We start from the raw sequence: 16,676 nt of genomic DNA on the forward strand, positions 1-16,676 counted from the left end.
GATGGCAATTGTATACGTTGATTCTCGAGTGCAGCCAAGCGACGAACAATTGTATGAGTGCAACGTGGTCAAGCCGCACGGCCGATTAGTACCGCTCGGCTGAACGCCTTACGGCGCTTACACCTGCGGCCTATCAACCTGGTAATCTTCCAGGGGCCTTCAGAGGGCTTACGCCCTGGGAGGTCTCATCTTGAGGCGGGTTTCGCGCTTAGATGCCTTCAGCGCTTATCCCTGCCGGACGTAGCTACCCAGCGGTGCTCCTGGCGGAACAGCTGGCACACTAGCGGTCCGTCCACCCCGGTCCTCTCGTACTAGGGGCAGCTCCCCTCAAACCTCCTACGCCCGCGTCAGATAGAGACCGAACTGTCTCACGACGTTCTAAACCCAGCTCACGTACCGCTTTAATGGGCGAACAGCCCAACCCTTGGGACCTGCTCCAGCCCCAGGATGCGATGAGCCGACATCGAGGTGCCAAACCTCCCCGTCGATGTGAACTCTTGGGGGAGATCAGCCTGTTATCCCCGGAGTACCTTTTATCCGTTGAGCGATGGCCCTTCCACTCGGAACCACCGGATCACTAGGTCCTGCTTTCGCACCTGCTCGACTTGTTGGTCTCACAGTTAGGCCGGCTTCTGCCCTTGCACTCGACGCACGATTTCCAACCGTGCTGAGCCGACCTTTGAGCGCCTCCGTTACTGTTTAGGAGGCGACCGCCCCAGTCAAACTACCCACCTGGCACTGTCCCCGGCCCGGATCACGGGCCCAGGTTAGAACTACAGCACGGTCAGGGTGGTATCTCAACGACGGCTCCACCGAAGCTAGCGCTCCGGCTTCAAAGCCTCCCACCTATGCTGCACAGACCCTGCCAGAATTCCATACCAAGATATAGTAAAGGTTCACGGGGTCTTTTCGTCTTGACGCGGGTAGCCAGCATCTTCACTGGCGCTACAGTTTCACCGGGTCTCTCGTGGAGACAGCGGTCAAGTCGTTACGCCATTCGTGCAGGTCGGAACTTACCCGACAAGGAATTTCGCTACCTTAGGACCGTTATAGTTACGGCCGCCGTTTACCGGGGCTTCGGATCAAAGCTTCGCACCTTGCGGCACTAACCTCTCCCCTTAACCTTCCGGCACCGGGCAGGCGTCAGACCCTATACCTCCTCTTGCGAGTTGGCAGAGTCCTGTGTTTTTAGTAAACAGTCGCTTGACCCAATTCTCTGCGACCCCTTCAGGCTCAACACCTTAGTGGGGCACCCCTTCTCCCGAAGTTACGGGGTTATTTTGCCTAGTTCCTTCACGAGAGTTCTCCCGAGCGCCTGTGGATATTCTCCTCGCCCACCTGTGTCGGTTTACGGTACGGTCGCCTTGGCAACTGGCTTAGAGGATTTTCTTGGCAGCGTGGTATCAGCCCGTTTGCGGCCCGAAGGCCTCCCCATCACGTTTCAGGATTAGCGCCCCGACGGATTTGCCTATCAGAGCTCCCTACGCGCTTGGACCCGCACTTCCATTCGCGGGCGGTGCTTAACCTTCTGCGTCACCCCATAGCTCGTAACGTCACCACGGCGGTGCAGGAATATTAACCTGCTGCCCTTCGCTTACGCCTGTCGGCCTCAGCTTAGGAACCGACTAACCCTGGGCGGATTAACCTTCCCCAGGAAACCTTGGGCTTTCGGCGACCAGGTTTTTCACCTGGTTTATCGCTACTCGTGCCGGCATTATCTCTTCGGCTTCGTCCAGCAGTCCTCACGGTCTGCCTTCAATCTATGGCCGAATGCTCCCCTACCGCTCGACGGTTACCCGCCGAGCTCGTAGCGTCGGTGGCAGGCTTGAGCCCCGTTGAATTATCCGCGCAGAATCGCTTGACCAGTGAGCTATTACGCACTCTTTAAAGGATGGCTGCCTCTAAGCCAACCTCCTGGCTGTCTGTGCGACTCCACATCGTTTCCCACTAAGCCTGCACTTAGGGACCTTAGCTGACGATCTGGGTTGTTTCCCTCTCGACCACGCAGCTTATCCCGCGTCGTCTGACTCCCACGCTGAAACGAACGGCATTTGGAGTTTGGTTAGGTTTGGTAATCTGGTAGGACCCCTAGCCCATCCAGAGCTCTACCACCGTCCGTCAACACGTGAGGCTAGCCCTAAAGCTATTTCGGGGAGAACCAGCTATCTCCAAGTTTGATTAGCCTTTCACTCCGACCCCCAGCTCATCCCATCCGTTTTCAACCGAAATGAGTTCGAGCCTCCACCGGCGTTTAGACCGGCTTCACTCTGGCCAGGGGTAGATCACTTGGCTTCGGGTCTACTCCGCGCGACTAAACGCCCTATTAGGACTCGCTTTCGCTACGGCTCCGCCCCTTTGAGGCTTAACCTTGCCACGCGGAAGTAACTCGCCGGCTCATTATGCAAAAGGCACGCGGTCAGGCCTTCGTCTTGCGACGCATAGCCCTCCCACCGCTTGTAGGCAAACGGTTTCAGGTTCTATTTCACTCCCCTCACCGGGGTTCTTTTCGCCTTTCCCTCACGGTACTGGTTCACTATCGGTCGCCAGGGAATATTTAGCCTTGGAGGGTGGTCCCTCCGGATTCCTACGGGGTTTCACGTGTCCCGTAGTACTTGGGAACGCTGGCCAGAGAGATCAGGACGATTTCGCCTACAGGGCTCTCACCTTCTGTGGCGGCTCTTTCCAGAGCCTTCAGCTATCGTCTGATTTTGTAACTCTCCGGGCTACACCCTACCAGCGCCCCGCAACCCCGGACTGGCTTGCGCCGATCCGGTTTAGGCTGTTCCCCTTTCGCTCGCCGCTACTCAGGGAATCGAGTTTTCTTTATTTTCCTCGAGGTACTGAGATGTTTCAGTTCCCTCGGTTCGCGTCTCGCCACCTATGGATTCAGTGACGGACGACTGGGCATTACCCCAGCCGGGTTCCCCCATTCGGGTATCCTCGGATCAAAGCCTGCTTGCGGCTCCCCGGGGCTTATCGCAGCTAGCCACGCCCTTCGTCGCTTCCTGGCGCCAAGGCATCCACCGTTCGCCCTTAGTAGCTTGACCACGAATTTCATTGCCTACGTACGGAGAACATCGCTTGGCTACACTCGAGAATCAACGTATTCAATTGTCAAAGAGCTTCGCGGCCGGAGCCGCGCCTCTCTCAATCGCGTTCACGCCTGGTGGAGATGACCGGATTCGAACCGGCGACCCCCTGCTTGCAAAGCAGGTGCTCTCCCAACTGAGCTACATCCCCAGCACGCCATTCTGGTGGGCCTTCCTGGGGTCGAACCAGGGACCTCGCGCTTATCAAGCGCGCGCTCTAGCCAGCTGAGCTAAAGGCCCAGAAGAATAAAATGTTACTGGCTCACGCGAGAAAGTTAGAGCTGAAGAACGAAGCTGTGGAGGGCCCGGAGATCCATGAAGGACCCCCGAACCCTCGAAGCTCCTTAGAAAGGAGGTGATCCAGCCGCAGGTTCCCCTACGGCTACCTTGTTACGACTTCACCCCAATCACCGACCATACCTTCGGCGCCTGCTCCCTTGCGGTTGGCTCAGCGACTTCTGGTACAACCGGCTTTCGTGGTGTGACGGGCGGTGTGTACAAGGCCCGGGAACGTATTCAGCGCAGCCTGCTGATCTGCGCTTACTAGCGATTCCGACTTCATGCAGGCGAGTTGCAGCCTGCAATCCGAACTGAGACCGACTTTGTGGGATTGCCTCCCCCTTGCGGGTTGGGAACCCTCTGTATCGGCCATTGTAGCATGTGTGTAGCCCTGGACATAAGGGGCATACGGACTTGACGTCATCCCCCCCTTCCTCCAGCTCTTCGCCGGCAGTTCCCCAAGAGTGCCCGGCATTACCCGATGGCAACATAGGGTGAGGGTTGCGCTCGTTGCGGGACTTAACCCAACACCTCACGGCACGAGCTGACGACAGCCATGCACCACCTGTGCAGGTTCCTGACTTAACAGGTCGTCGCCGTTTCCGGTTTCTACTTCCTGCATGTCAAGCCCAGGTAAGGTTCTTCGCTCTGCATCGAATTGAACCACATGCTCCACCGCTTGTGCGGGCCCCCGTCAATTCCTTTGAGTTTCAACCTTGCGGCCGTACTCCCCAGGCGGACGACTTAATGCGTTAGCTGCGGCACGGAGGGGACTGAACCCCCCCACACCTAGTCGTCATCGTTTACAGCGTGGACTACCGGGGTATCTAATCCCGTTTGCTCCCCACGCTTTCGCGCCTCAGCGTCAGGAATTGCCCAGAGACCCGCCTTCGCCACCGGTGTTCCTCCCGATCTCTACACATTTCACCGCTACACCGGGAATTCCAGTCTCCTCTGCAACCCTCAAGAACAGCAGTATCGATCGACGTTCTTCGGTTGAGCCGAAGGATTTCACGACCGACTTGCCATCCCGCCTACGCGCCCTTTACGCCCAGTAATTCCGAGCAACGCTTGCCCCCTCTGTCTTACCGCGGCTGCTGGCACAGAGTTAGCCGGGGCTTCCTCTGCAGGTACCGTCAAATGCCGGCGGTATTAACGCCGACACCCTTCTTTCCCACTGACAGTGGTTTACGACCCGAAGGCCTTCGTCCCACACGCGGCGTCACTCCGTCAGGCTTTCGCCCATTGCGGAAAATTCCCCACTGCTGCCTCCCGTAGGAGTCGGGGCCGTGTCTCAGTCCCCGTGTGACTGGTCGTCCTCTCAGACCAGCTACCCGTCATAGCCTTGGTGGGCCGTTACCCCGCCAACTAGCTGATAGGCCGCGAGCCCCTCCAAGAGCGGCAGCTTGCGCCACCTTTCCTCCCCAGACCTGTCGATCCGAGGAACGTATCCGGTATTAGCCCCCCTTTCGAGGGGGTATCCCGAACTCAAGGGCAGGTTACCCACGTGTTACTCACCCGTGCGCCACTAGGACCGCCGAATTATTGCTAACCCGACGATCCCCGTTCGACTTGCATGTGTTAAGTACGCCGCCAGCGTTCGCTCTGAGCCAGGATCAAACTCGCCATGAAAAATCGACAAACTTGAAGACCTGGTCCCTAAAAGCCCAACCAAGATGTTGCATCGGTCGAGCGCAAGGTACTCAGTAGTTACGGATGGTGCTCACACTTCGTCGGTGAGCCAGTAACATATGCGATTTTCAAAGAACGGCGGGGTAATGACCCCTTTGGATGAGGTGGAACAGGTCAGCTTGAGTGCTTCCGACCCGCTACCGTCTCTCAACACCCACCGCAGAGGCGTTGCCGCCTATGAGGGTGGGCAATAGGTGATGATACGGATGGGCCAAGGGCGTGTCAAGCAAATCCTTTTTATTCCCCGGTCCGCTCCAGGAAAACCCGCTTGAAACGGCGCTTCCCGACCCGGATCAGGTACTCCCGGCCGGCCTGAAGAGGCTGGTTGGGGTCCGGCAGCCGCGTCCCGTCAACCTCGACAGCCCCCTGCTGGATCTGGCGCCGTGCCTCGGAGTTCGATGGGACAAGGCCCGACATCACGACGACCTTCCAGGCCGGCACGCCTTCGTATGGGGTAGTTACTTTTATTCCTTCAACCTTTTCAGGTATTTCCTTACCTTGGACGACTCGGGAGAAGTGAGCCTCTCCCTCCACGGCCCCGGCCTCGCCCTGGTACATGGCTGTTACCGTCCTGGCCAACCGCTTCTTGGCCTCCATCGGGTGAAGCTTCTTCAGAGCCTGGATCTCCGCCTCTGAGACCCGGGTCACCAGTTCGAAGTACCGGAACATCAGGTCGTCCGAGACTGACATGAGCTTGCCGTACATGTCGGCCGGCGGCTCGGCAATGCCGACTGCGTTGCCGAGGCTCTTCGACATCTTCTGTACGCCGTCGAGGCCTTCGAGGATCGGCACGGTCAGCGCCACCTGGGGCTCCTGGCCGTGCGCGCGCTGGAGATCGCGGCCGACCAGCAGGTTGAAAGTCTGGTCCGTGCCTCCAAGCTCGACGTCGGATCCCAGCGCGACAGAGTCGTACCCTTGCGCGAGCGGATACAGCAGCTCGTGAAGACTGATGGGACGCCCAGAGGCGTAGCGGTTGGCGAAGTCCTCGCGCTGGAGCATCTGCGCCACCGTGAGGTGCGCGGTCTCCCGAATGATGTTCTCGAACGTCAACGGAGCCAGCCACGTGGAGTTGAACTCCACGCGCGTCCTGCTCATGTCCAGGACCTTGCCCAGCTGCGAGCGATACGTCTCGGCGTTGGCGCGGATCTCGTCCCAGGTGAGCGGCTTGCGCGTCTCCGAGCGACCCGTGGGATCGCCGATCATCCCGGTGAAGTCCCCGATGATGATGATGATCTGGTGGCCGAGCTCCTGAAAATCGCTTAGCTTTTGGAGGACGACCGTGTGCCCAAGGTGGAGGTCGGGCGCCGTGGGGTCGAGGCCCAGCTTGACCTTCAGCGGGCTCCCGGTCCGCTCCGAGCGCTCGAGCTTCGCGCGCAGCTCGGCCTCGACGACGATCTCCGCGGCCCCGCGGCGGATGCGGGCCATCTGGGCGTCGATCGAAGGACGGGTCGCGCTCACGTGGGTATAATAGCAATCCATGGCCCGCGAGCTACGAGGGAAACAGCGTTCCAAGCCTCAGAAGCGCCGCCGGCGCTGGCTGCGCCTGCTCCTCGTGCCCATGGTGGTCGTGGTCGCCGTCGGCGTGCTCGCCGCCGGCGTCTCGACGTTCTGGGTGCTGACGATCCTGCCGCGCTCCCTGCCCTCCGTCACCCAGCTGGAGAGCTTCGAGCCCAGCGTCGGCTCGAAGGTCTACGACGAGAACGACGAGCCGATCACCGAGTTCCACCTCGAGCGACGCATCTTCGTCACGCTCGGTCACATGCCGCCGGCGCTCAAGCAGGCCGTCATCGCGACGGAAGACGCGCGCTTCTACTCCCACTTCGGCGTGGACCCCATGGGCATCGCGCGGGCGGTCTACCAGAACTTCCGCCGCGGACGCATCGTGGAGGGCGGCAGCACCATCACCCAGCAGCTGGCCAAGGTGCTCTTTCTCACGCCGGACAGGAGCCTCGACCGCAAGCTGAAGGAGGCGGTGCTCGCCATCGAGCTGGAGCGCCGCTACTCCAAGGACCGCATCCTCGAGATGTACCTCAACCAAATCTACTTCGGCCACGGCGCTTTCGGCGTCGAGGCCGCCGCGCGCACCTTCTTCGGCAAGGGCGTCAGCGAGCTCGCGCCGGCGGAGTGCGCGCTCCTGGCGGGGCTGCCGAAGGCGCCGGCGACCTACTCGCCCTTCGAGCACCCCGATGCCGCGGTCCGCCGGCGCGCCACCGTCCTCTTCCGCATGGTGGACACGGGCGCGCTCAAGCCCGAGCAGGCCAAGCGCATAGGCAAAACGGGCCTCGACCTGGTGCCGCCGGAGCGGCGCCGCACGACGGGGCAGTACTTCATCGAATTCGTCCAGCAGTACCTCGAGGCGCAGTACGGCGCCGACCTGGTCTTCAAGGGCGGGCTGCACGTCTACACCACGCTCTCGCCCGCCATGCAGCTCAAGGCGGAAGCCTCGCTGCGCGACGGGCTGCGCGCCCTCGAGACGCGCCGCGCCTCGTCGGCCGGCAAGGGCGCGCCGGCGCCCGAGCGGCCCGAAGGTGCGCTACTCGCCCTCGAGCCCCAGACCGGCTACATCCGCGCCATGGTGGGCGGCTACGACTTCTTCAAGAGCGAGTTCAACCGCGCCGTGCAGGCGCGGCGCCAGCCGGGCTCGGCGTTCAAGCCCTTCGTGTACATGGCAGCGCTCGAGTCGGGCCAGACGCCGGCGAGCGTGGTGGACGACTCGCCCATCCAGTACCCGCTCGCCGGCGGGAAGATCTGGAAGCCGGACAACTACGACAGGAAGTTCCGCGGCCCCATCACCTACCAGCAGGCCCTCGAGGAATCGATCAACGTCGCGGCCATCAGGGTCCAGGAGCGGACCGGCATCCGCCGCACGGTGGACATCGTTCGCCGCCTGGGCGTGGACAGCCCGCTTCAGGAGAACCTGTCGATCGCGCTGGGCACGTCAGACCTGACGCTGCTCGAGCTGACCTCAGCCTACGGCGCGCTCGCCAACCAGGGCACGTGGGTCAAGCCGACCGCCATCCGCTACGTGCTGGACGCGCAGCGCAAGCTCCTCGAGGAGAACGTGCCGCAGGGGCGGCAGGCGCTCCCTGCCGATCTCGCCTACGTCATGACCCACATGATGAAGGGCACCGTCGAGCGCGGCACTGGCCACGCCGCCAAGGCCCTCGGCAGGCCCGTGGCGGCCAAGACGGGCACGACGAACGACTACTCCAACGCCTGGTTCATCGGCTTCACACCGACACTGGCCACGGGCGTCTGGGTCGGCTACGACCGCCCGAAGAGCCTCGGCAAGGACGAGACGGGCTCGCGCGTAGCGGTACCGATCTGGACGACCTTCATGAAGGAGGCGCTGGCAGGCAAGCCGGTGGAGGACTTCCCGGTGCCGGAGGGCGTGGTGGTCGTGCCGGTGGATCTCTCGGCGTCGGGCTCCTGCGTCAAGCCCGTGATGATGGCCTTCCTGGCCGGCACCGAGCCCAAGAACACCTGCGGGCCCTCGCGGGGCGGGAGCAAGGGCGACTCGCCGGCGACGCCAGGCACGCCGCCTACCGAGGCAGCCACCGGTGCAGCGCCGAGCGCCTCAGCCCAGACGCCGAAGCCCCCAGCTCAGGGCCCGTAGGGCCCGCCCGCGCGTCGTTACTGGCTCGGGTGCGCCCGAAGCCAGGCCCGGAGATCGGTCGCGACGTCCCGAGCCATGTCGCGGAGCGCGGCTTCCTCCGGAGAGGCCGTCGCGCAGGAAGCCAGCAGGAGAGAGGACACCAGAAGGGTCCGGGTCGAGAGCATAGACATCTCCACCAGGGTGGGGCCGGCCTCTACTTCTCGATCTGCCGCTCGAAGAGGGCGGCGACCTGGGCCCAGGCGCCACCGCTCAGGAGATCGTGGAAGACCCCGGGCAGCGCGTCGATGGGAACGCGGGCCTGCTCCATCGAGTCGCGGTCGCGTATCGTCACCTTGCCGTCGCCCGCCTCGCCCTTGTCGCTGTCTCCCACGGTCTGCACGTCCACGGTGACGCAGTAGGGCGTGCCGACTTCGTCCTGGCGCCTGTAGAGCCTGCCGATGGCCGCCGTGTCGTCGTACACGACCCGCCACTGCTTGGCGAGATCGGCGCGGATCGCGTGAGCCGTACGCACAATCTCATCGCGCTTCTTGAGAAGCGGCAGGACGGCGACCTTCACCGGCGCCAGCTCGGGGTGGAAGCGCAGGACCACCCGCTTCTCGCCCCGCACCTCTTCCTCGACGTACGCATCGGCCATGAAGGCGAGGAGCGCGCGGTCCACGCCCATCGCGGGCTCGATGACGTAGGGCACGACGTGCTCCTTCCGCTCCTCGTCGAAGTACGTCAGCGACTTGCCGCTGAACTTCGAGTGCTGCTTCAGGTCGAAGTCCGTCCGGTTGGCGATGCCCATCAGCTCGCTCCACCCGATGGGGAATCGATAGTCTATGTCCACGGTGCGCTTGGAGTAGTGCGAGAGCTCGTCTTTCTCATGCTCGCGCAACTTCAGATTTTCCTCGCGCAGCCCGTAACGCCGGAACCACGCCATGCAGTCCGCGATCCACCGGTCGTGCCAGTACTCGTCGGCGGGCCGTCCCTCGACGGCGTCCCGCGGGTTGACGAAGTACTCGATCTCCATCTGCTCGAATTCGCGCGTTCGGAAGATGAAGTTGCCGGGCGTGATCTCGTTGCGGAACGACCGCCCGGCCTGAGCGATGCCAAAGGGGAGTTTCATCCGCATGGACTGAAGCACGTTGTCGAAGTTGACGAACATGGCCTGGGCCGTCTCGGGCCGGAGGTAGGCGACGGACGCGTCCTCTTCGACCGGGCCCATGAACGTCTTGAACATGAGGTTGAACTGGCGCGGCGCCGTCAGCTCGCCCTTGCCGCAGTCGGGACACAGTGTCCGCCGCGCGCCGCAGTGCGAGCACGGCTCTCCGGCAGGAATCGTGAACTTGTTCCCCTTGGTCGCGGGGCAATAGTGCGTCCACGGCAGCTCGGCCACGTGGTCCGCGCGGAAGCGCAGCTTGCACTCACGGCAGTCCACCATGGGGTCGGTGAAGTGGTCCAGGTGCCCGCTCGCCTTCCACACCATCGGGTGCATCAGGATCGACGCGTCGATGCCCACCATGTCGGCGCGGCTCTGGACGAAGTCCCGCCACAAGAGCCGCTTGATGTTCTGCTTGAGCTCGACGCCCAGCGGGCCGTAGTCGTAGCAGGAGCCCGTGCCGCCGTAGATCTCGCTCGACTGGAACACGAAGCCGCGCCGCTTGCAGAGGGAAACGAGCGTGTCCATGGTCACGGGCATGGAAGTGAGAATATCACGCCCCCTCACCCTACCCTCTCCCCTCAGGGGAGAGGGCTGGGTGAGGGGTGGTGTGAAAGATCGCGGCGGGTCTGGGCAAGAAAGCGCGAGGAGCGCGGCAGGTGGCCGATGAGGCGAGTCATGACGCCCTCGAGCGTCGCCGCCAGCTCCGCGTCGAGGTCGGCCGCGAGCGGCAGCCGGAGCCCTTCCTCCCACGCCAAGGCGCGCAGCCGCTTGAGGAGCCCGACGGCGGGGCCCGAGAGCGGGAGCGCGTCCGCGCCGGCCCCGCAGCGGCCGCAGAGAAGTCCGCCCGCCGTCACGTCGAGGGCGGCCTCGGGAAACGGGTAGGCGCGCCCGCACTCGATGCAGCGGTCGATCCGCGGCCGGTGGCCGAGGAGGTCCACCGCGCGCAGTGCGAAGCAGCTGGCGACCCGCTGAGGCCGGGCGCCGGAGTCGAGCGCGCGGAGGCTCCGCAGGGTAAGCCCGAAGAGGGCCGGCTGCGAATCGCGATCCGGCGTGAGCCGCGTCAGGCACTCGATGACCCACGCCCCCTGCCCCAGCCGCTCCAGGTGCTCGCGGACCCGCACGAAGGGGTGGACGATGTCGAAGTGGTCCACGCGCACCAGCTCGCTGCGCCCCGTGTCGAAAAAGATCAGCTCGCCCAGCGTGAAGAGCTCGAGCGCGCTGCCGAAGCGGGAGCGCGTCCGGCGCGCCGACTTGGCGACCCCGCGCACCCTGCCGTGGTCGCGCGTATAGAAGTCCACCAGCCGGTCGCTCTCGCCGAGGGCCCGGCGCCCGATGACGATGCCCTGCGTCCTGTACAGCGCCATCGTCAGGACGTCAGCAAGAAGCCGAACTCCTTGAGGGCCCGATCGTCTGTTCTCCAGTTTCGTCTCACCGCCACCGTGAGCTCGAGGAACACCTTGATCCCGAAGAAGCGCTCGAGGTCTTCGCGCGCCGTGGTGCCGATCCGCTTGAGGGTCGCCCCGCCCTTGCCGATCAGGATGCCCTTCTGCGAGTCGCGCTCAACGAAGATGCTCGCCCGGATGTACAGGCACTCGGGGCGCTTGCGCTCGCTGATCTCCGCCACGCGAACCGCACAGGCGTACGGCACTTCCTGGTTTGTCAGGCGGAAGATCTTCTCGCGTATTGTCTCGGCGACCCAGAAGGTCTCGGGCTGGTCGGTCAGCGACTCGCGCGGGAAGTGCGGCGGTCGCTGCGGCATGGCCGCCACGAGAAGGGCCAGCAGGCGCTCGCAGTTCTCCCCGCTCTCGGCCGACACCGGCACGATCTCCTTGAAGGCAAACGCGGCGCGGCAGGCGGAGATAAGCGCGAGGAGCTTCGACTTGGGAGCGACGAGATCGATCTTGTTGAGCACGGCGTACACGGGAACGCGCGCGCCCTTGAGGCGCTCGAAGACGGCGCGGTCGAGCCGCTCGGGTTTCTCGGTCGCCTCGAGAACCAGGCAGACGAGGTCGACGTCCTGAAGCGCCCGCTCCGCGGTCTTGACCATGAGCTCGCCGAGCCGGCCCGTGCCCTCGTGCAGGCCCGGCGTATCGACGAAGACCACCTGAGCGTGAGGCAGGTGCTTGATGCCGGTGATGCGCGTCCGGGTGGTCTGCGGCCGGCGCGAGACGATGGCCATCTTCTCGCCCACGAGACGGTTGAGGAGCGTGGACTTGCCGACGTTCGGGCGGCCCACAAGCGCGACGAAGCCCGCCCTGTGCCCGGGATCGGTCATCGCGGCTCGAGGAGACCGTTCCAGAGACGCGACGGCGCGCGCCGCCCGGTCTCCGCCAGGATCTCCCGCTCGCGCTCGTGCATGAGCCGGGCTTCTCGCGGCTCGTGGTCGTCCCAGCCCGCCAGGTGCAGGAGCCCGTGGACCACGAGCAGGTCGAGCTCGAGCGCCACCGACACACCGACGCGTCGGGCCTGCCGCTTCGCCGTGTCCGCGCAGACGATCACCTCGCCCATGAGGCGCGACGGCCCGGGCGCGTGGAGATCGAAGGCGAGCACGTCGGTGGTCTTGCGGGTGCGCAGGTAGCGGGCGTTGAGCCGCCGGATGGCGGGGTCGTTCACGACGGTAACGTCGACATGGAGATCGGCGCGCCCGAGCGCGCGCAGCGCGGCCTCTGCCGTAGCGCGCAGTCTCGGCGTCGAGACGCGGACGCGGCGCTGGCGATTGCTGACGGCCACGGGCCTCAAGCGCCCGCCCTCACCCTAACCCTCTCCCTCCAGAGGAGGGCGAGGGGGAGAAGCCAGGGTGCTCGAGTCTCCCTCTCCCCCACCGGGGGAGAGGGCAGGGTGAGGGGGCGTGCGCCGGCCGGGCTTGACGCGGTCGTAGGCGCGCACGATGGCGGAGACGAGGTCGTGGCGGACCACATCGCGATGGTCGAAATAGATGAAGCGGATGCCGTCGATCCCCTCCAGCACGGTCTGGATCTCGATGAGCCCGGACGGGCGGCTCGGCGGCAGGTCCACCTGCGTGATGTCTCCCGTGATGACCATCTTCGAGTTGAAGCCGAGGCGCGTCAGGAACATCTTCATCTGCTCCGACGAGGTGTTCTGCGCCTCGTCGAGGATGATGAACGCGTCGTTGAGCGTGCGGCCGCGCATGTACGCGAGCGGTGCGATCTCGATCGCCCCCTTCTCGGTGAGCGTGGCGACCTTCTCGGCCTCGATCATATCGTACAGCGCATCGTAGAGCGGCCGGAGGTAGGGATGGAACTTCTCGATCAGGTCGCCCGGCAGGAAGCCCAGCCGCTCGCCCGCCTCGACTGCCGGGCGCGTCAGGATGATGCGCGAGACCTCACGCTTGACGAGGGCGGAGACCGCCATGGCGACGGCGAGGTAGGACTTGCCGGTGCCCGCCGGCCCGATGGAGATGACGAGGTCGTGGCTCCTGATCGCGTCGAGGTAGCGCTTCTGGTTGGCCGTCTTCGGGCTGATGAGCTTGCGCCGCGACGGCACCGCGATGACGTCGGCCAGGAACCCCTTGAGGTCGGTGTCCGGCTCGGTGCCGGCGATGCGGAGGGCCGAGCGGATGTCGGACGCGCCCAGCGACGGCCGCGCGCGCAGCATGTCGATCAGCTCGCGCAGCACCTTCTCCGCCTGCTGGAGCCGTCCCTCGTCGCCCCGGAGCGTGATGTCGTGGCCGCGGGAGGTGACCTGGACGGTGTACTGCGTCTCGAGCAGCTTCAGGTGCTCGTCATTGCGCCCGAGCAAGGCGAGCAGGTTGAGGTCCGGCGGGATCAGGACGCGACGGGTGGCGCTGGCGACTTCGGTCACGCGGGGCCGGCTCCTTCGACTATGCGGATCCCGAGGTCGCGGAGCTGGCGCGCGTCCACCGGAGCGGGAGCGTCGGTGAGCGGACAGGTGCCCTTCTGCGTCTTCGGAAATGCGATGACCTCGCGGATGGACTCCTGCCCCGCCAGACTCGCCGCCAGCCGGTCGAGTCCGAAGGCGATGCCTCCCATGGGCGGCGCGCCGAACTCGAGGGCCTCCAGCAGGAAGCCGAAGCGCGCCCGCGCCTCCTCCTTGGAGATGCCGATCAGGCCGAAGAGGCGCTCCTGAACCGACTGCTGGTGTATGCGGATGGAGCCGCCGGCGGCCTCCTGGCCGTTGAGCACGAGGTCATACGCCTTCGCCCGCGCCTTGCCCGGGTCGGACTCGAGCAGCGGCAGGTCCTCATCGCGCGGCGCCGTGAACGGATGGTGGACGGCGTCCCAGCGCTTCTCGTCCGCGTTCCATTCCACGAGCGGGAAGTCTATGACCCAGGCGAACACGTCGCGATCCTCCGGGATGAGCTTGAACCGCCTGGCCAGGTCCACGCGCAGGCGACCGAGGACCGTCGCGGCAACCGCCGGGGCGTCGCCCACCAGCAGCACGAGGTCGCCGGCCGCCGCGCCGGTCAGGCTCAGCAGCCGCTCCTGGACGGCGGAGAGGAACCTGGCGACCGGCGAGTTGAGACCCTCCGCCGTCACCTTGATCCAGACCAGCCCCTTGGCCCCGGCCTGCTTGACCTCGGCCGTGAGGTCGTCAAGCTCCTTGCGGGACATAGAGCCGGCTCCGGGGATGCGGAGCGCCTTGACGGCGCCGCCGCCCGCCACGACCTGGGCGAAGGCCTGGAACTCGCCGCCCACAAAGAGCGCCGACACGTCCTGGAGCTCGAGGCCGAAGCGCAGGTCGGGTTTGTCGGAGCCGAATCGCGCCATGGCCTCGTCGTAGGCCAGCCGCGGGAACGGCAGCGCGAGCTCCACCCCCTTCACCCGGCGCCAGATCGCGGCGACCAGGCCCTCGACGATGGGCAGAAAGTCGTCGCGGTCGAGGAAGGAGGTCTCGATGTCGATCTGGGTGAACTCCGGCTGGCGGTCTTTTCGCAGGTCCTCGTCCCTGAAACAGCGGACGATCTGGAAATAGCGCTCGAAGCCCGCCACCATCAGGAGCTGCTTGAAGAGCTGGGGCGACTGCGGCAGCGCGTAGAAGCTGCCGGGCTGGAGCCGGCTCGGCACGAGGAAGTCGCGCGCGCCCTCAGGCGTCGAACGGGTCAGGAAGGGCGTCTCCACCTCGAGGAAGCCGTGCTCGTGGAGGTAGTCGCGCACGGCCCGGCAGAGCAGGTCGCGCATCTGGAACGCCTTGAGGACGGGCGCGCGGCGCATGTCGAGGTAGCGGTACTTGAGGCGGAGCGTCTCGTCCACCTCAGCATCGCCCTCGGAGTCGATCTGAAAGGGCAGCGGGCGGCAGTCATTGAGGACCTTGAGCTCGCGAGCAAGCACCTCGACGGCGCCGGTCGGGATCTTCGCGTTCTCGGTTCCCGCCGGGCGCGGGGCGACCGTGCCGCGCACCGCCAGGACGAACTCACCGCGGACGCCCTGGACCTTGGCGTGCGCCGCCGCCCCGTCGCCGGGGTTGAAGACGCACTGGATGATGCCCTCGCGGTCTCGGATGTCCACGAAGATGAGCCCGCCGTGGTCGCGCCGCCTGAAGACCCAGCCCATCAGCGTGACGGTCTTGCCGGCGTCCCCGGCGCGGAGCGCGCCGCAGGAATGCGTCCGCTTCCAGCCGGACATGGGTTCGACCTGGGGTTCGACTTTGGGCTCGACTCGGGGCTCGCCGCGCGTCTCGGTCATTGGGAGGGGCCCTTGGGGGAGACGCCCTTGCCGGCGAGGGCGCAGAGCTCGGCGGCCAGCGCGGCGATCGGCACGCGCCTCTGCTCTCCCGTCTTCATCTCGCGCAGCACCGCCTCCCCGGCCGCCAGCTCGTTCTCCCCCGCGATCACCGCGTAGGCGACGCCGAGCTTGTTGGCCCGCTCGAGCTCGCGCGGCAGCTTGCGGGCGCCATAGCCCAGCTCGGCGGCCACCCCGCCCTGGCGGACCGCGCGCGCGACGGGCATCAGGCGCTGGAGCGCCAAGTCTCCCAGCGGCACCAGGAGTACGAACGGGCGCGAGACCGCCTCCGCGTCGCCCAGGAGAAGGACCACCCGCTCGAGGCCTATGGCGAAGCCGATGCCGGGGTCGGCGGGGCCGCCCAGGCGCTCGATCAGGCCGTCGTAGCGCCCGCCGCCCGCGACCGCGTCCTGGGCGCCGAGGTCCGCGGTCTTCACCTCGAACGTGGTGCGCACGTAGTAGTCGAGGCCGCGCACGAGGCGCGGCGTGACCGTATAGACCTGCCCCATGACGTCGAGGTAGCCGCGCACGCTCTCGAAGTGCTTCGCGGCCTCGGGCGAGAGCGAGTCGAGGATGGACGGCGCCTTCTCGACGACGGGCTGGCAGTCGGGCACCTTGCAGTCCAGCACGCGGAGCGGGTTGCGTCCGAGCCGGGCCTGGCATTCCCCGCAGAGCGCCGCGGCGTGGGGCCGGAGGTAGTCCACGAGCCGGGCGATATACGCCTCGCGATCCCCGGCGTCGCCGATGGAGTTGACGTGCAGCGCCAAGCGGGAGCCTAAGCCCAGCGCGAGGAAGAAGTCCATCAGCATGCAGATGACCTCGGCGTCCACCGCCGGGTTGACCTCGCCGAGCGCCTCGACGTTGGCCTGGTGGAACTGCCGGTAGCGCCCCGCCTGCGGCCGCTCGTAGCGGAACATGGGGCCGGCCGTGTAGAGGCGTACGGGCTTGGGCTCGACCTGGAAGCCGTGCTCGATGTAGGCGCGCAGAAGCCCCGCGGTCGCCTCGGGCCGGAGCGTCAGCGAGTCGCCGCCGCGGTCGTCGAAGGTGTACATCTCCTTCTTGACGATGTCGGTCTCGTCGCCGATCCCGCGGGCGAAGAGCTCGGTGCGCTCGAACAGCGGCAGCCTGATCTCCCGGTAGCCGTAGGCCTCGAAGGT

Annotated in this window: 10 protein-coding genes, 2 tRNA genes and 2 rRNA genes; 1 reads left to right on the forward strand and 13 read right to left on the reverse strand. The window is 65.4% G+C overall.

The window, feature by feature from the left end; translation table 11 throughout:
- Positions 1-64 precede the first annotated feature (64 nt).
- From Q7W02_10335 to tyrS, 5 genes are all read right to left on the reverse strand, one after another.
- Positions 65-3,047: ribosomal RNA gene (locus Q7W02_10335) — 23S ribosomal RNA — on the reverse strand.
- 117 nt (positions 3,048-3,164) lie between these two features.
- A tRNA-Ala gene (locus tag Q7W02_10340) sits at positions 3,165-3,240 on the reverse strand.
- A 12-nt stretch (positions 3,241-3,252) separates the two neighbouring features.
- Positions 3,253-3,329, reverse strand: a tRNA-Ile gene (locus Q7W02_10345).
- Positions 3,330-3,437: 108 nt separating this feature from the next.
- A 16S ribosomal RNA gene (locus Q7W02_10350) occupies positions 3,438-5,000 on the reverse strand.
- Together the 16S and 23S rRNA genes with 2 tRNA genes alongside form the textbook arrangement of a ribosomal RNA operon.
- 297 nt (positions 5,001-5,297) lie before the next feature.
- Positions 5,298-6,518: a tyrosine--tRNA ligase gene (gene tyrS / locus Q7W02_10355; GenBank protein MDO8476572.1), complete on the reverse strand. Its 1,221-nt coding sequence runs from the start codon at positions 6,516-6,518 to the stop codon at positions 5,298-5,300.
- 19 nt (positions 6,519-6,537) lie between these two features.
- Here tyrS and Q7W02_10360 point away from each other — a divergent pair, with 19 nt between their 5' ends.
- Complete coding sequence (locus tag Q7W02_10360) at positions 6,538-8,676, forward strand: penicillin-binding protein 1A (protein MDO8476573.1); 2,139 nt, start codon at positions 6,538-6,540, stop codon at positions 8,674-8,676.
- Positions 8,677-8,693: 17 nt separating this feature from the next.
- Here the strand turns inward: Q7W02_10360 and Q7W02_10365 are convergent, their stop codons facing one another.
- From Q7W02_10365 to hisS, 8 genes are all read right to left on the reverse strand, one after another.
- Positions 8,694-8,840, reverse strand: a complete 147-nt coding sequence (locus Q7W02_10365; GenBank protein MDO8476574.1) for a hypothetical protein — start codon at positions 8,838-8,840, stop codon at positions 8,694-8,696.
- Positions 8,841-8,869: 29 nt separating this feature from the next.
- A complete protein-coding gene (locus tag Q7W02_10370; protein MDO8476575.1) occupies positions 8,870-10,357 on the reverse strand; it encodes a glycine--tRNA ligase in 1,488 nt (495 codons plus the stop codon).
- Between the two features lie 41 nt (positions 10,358-10,398).
- A complete protein-coding gene (gene recO / locus Q7W02_10375) occupies positions 10,399-11,184 on the reverse strand; it encodes a DNA repair protein RecO (protein ID MDO8476576.1) in 786 nt (261 codons plus the stop codon).
- Between the two features lie 2 nt (positions 11,185-11,186).
- On the reverse strand, positions 11,187-12,095 hold the full coding sequence (gene era, locus Q7W02_10380; GenBank protein MDO8476577.1) for a GTPase Era: 909 nt from the start codon (positions 12,093-12,095) through the stop codon (positions 11,187-11,189).
- The gene (gene ybeY / locus Q7W02_10385; GenBank protein MDO8476578.1) at positions 12,092-12,550 is read right to left on the reverse strand and encodes an rRNA maturation RNase YbeY; all 459 of its coding nucleotides are present in this window, start codon (positions 12,548-12,550) and stop codon (positions 12,092-12,094) included. The genes era and ybeY overlap by 4 nt, the downstream gene beginning before the upstream one ends.
- Positions 12,551-12,574: 24 nt before the next feature.
- On the reverse strand, positions 12,575-13,642 hold the full coding sequence (locus tag Q7W02_10390; GenBank protein ID MDO8476579.1) for a PhoH family protein: 1,068 nt from the start codon (positions 13,640-13,642) through the stop codon (positions 12,575-12,577).
- Complete coding sequence (gene aspS / locus Q7W02_10395) at positions 13,639-15,423, reverse strand: aspartate--tRNA ligase (GenBank protein ID MDO8476580.1); 1,785 nt, start codon at positions 15,421-15,423, stop codon at positions 13,639-13,641. Before aspS ends, Q7W02_10390 begins: the two co-directional genes overlap by 4 nt.
- A gap of 56 nt (positions 15,424-15,479) precedes the next feature.
- On the reverse strand, positions 15,480-16,676 hold a 1,197-nt coding region (hisS, locus tag Q7W02_10400; GenBank protein MDO8476581.1), incomplete at its 5' end, for a histidine--tRNA ligase.

It is taken from the genome of Candidatus Rokuibacteriota bacterium (assembly GCA_030647435.1).
Classification (GTDB): domain Bacteria; phylum Methylomirabilota; class Methylomirabilia; order Rokubacteriales; family CSP1-6; genus AR37.

Excerpts from the sequence above, each read along its gene's own strand:
- Q7W02_10360 (MDO8476573.1), top strand. The coding sequence starts at position 6,538 with ATGGCCCGCGAGCTACGAGGGAAACAGCGTTCCAAGCCTCAGAAGCGC.
- Q7W02_10365 (MDO8476574.1), bottom strand. The coding sequence starts at position 8,840 with ATGCTCTCGACCCGGACCCTTCTGGTGTCCTCTCTCCTGCTGGCTTCC.
- aspS (MDO8476580.1), bottom strand. The coding sequence starts at position 15,423 with ATGTCCGGCTGGAAGCGGACGCATTCCTGCGGCGCGCTCCGCGCCGGG.
- Q7W02_10370 (MDO8476575.1), bottom strand. The coding sequence starts at position 10,357 with ATGCCCGTGACCATGGACACGCTCGTTTCCCTCTGCAAGCGGCGCGGC.
- recO (MDO8476576.1), bottom strand. The coding sequence starts at position 11,184 with ATGGCGCTGTACAGGACGCAGGGCATCGTCATCGGGCGCCGGGCCCTC.
- era (MDO8476577.1), bottom strand. The coding sequence starts at position 12,095 with ATGACCGATCCCGGGCACAGGGCGGGCTTCGTCGCGCTTGTGGGCCGC.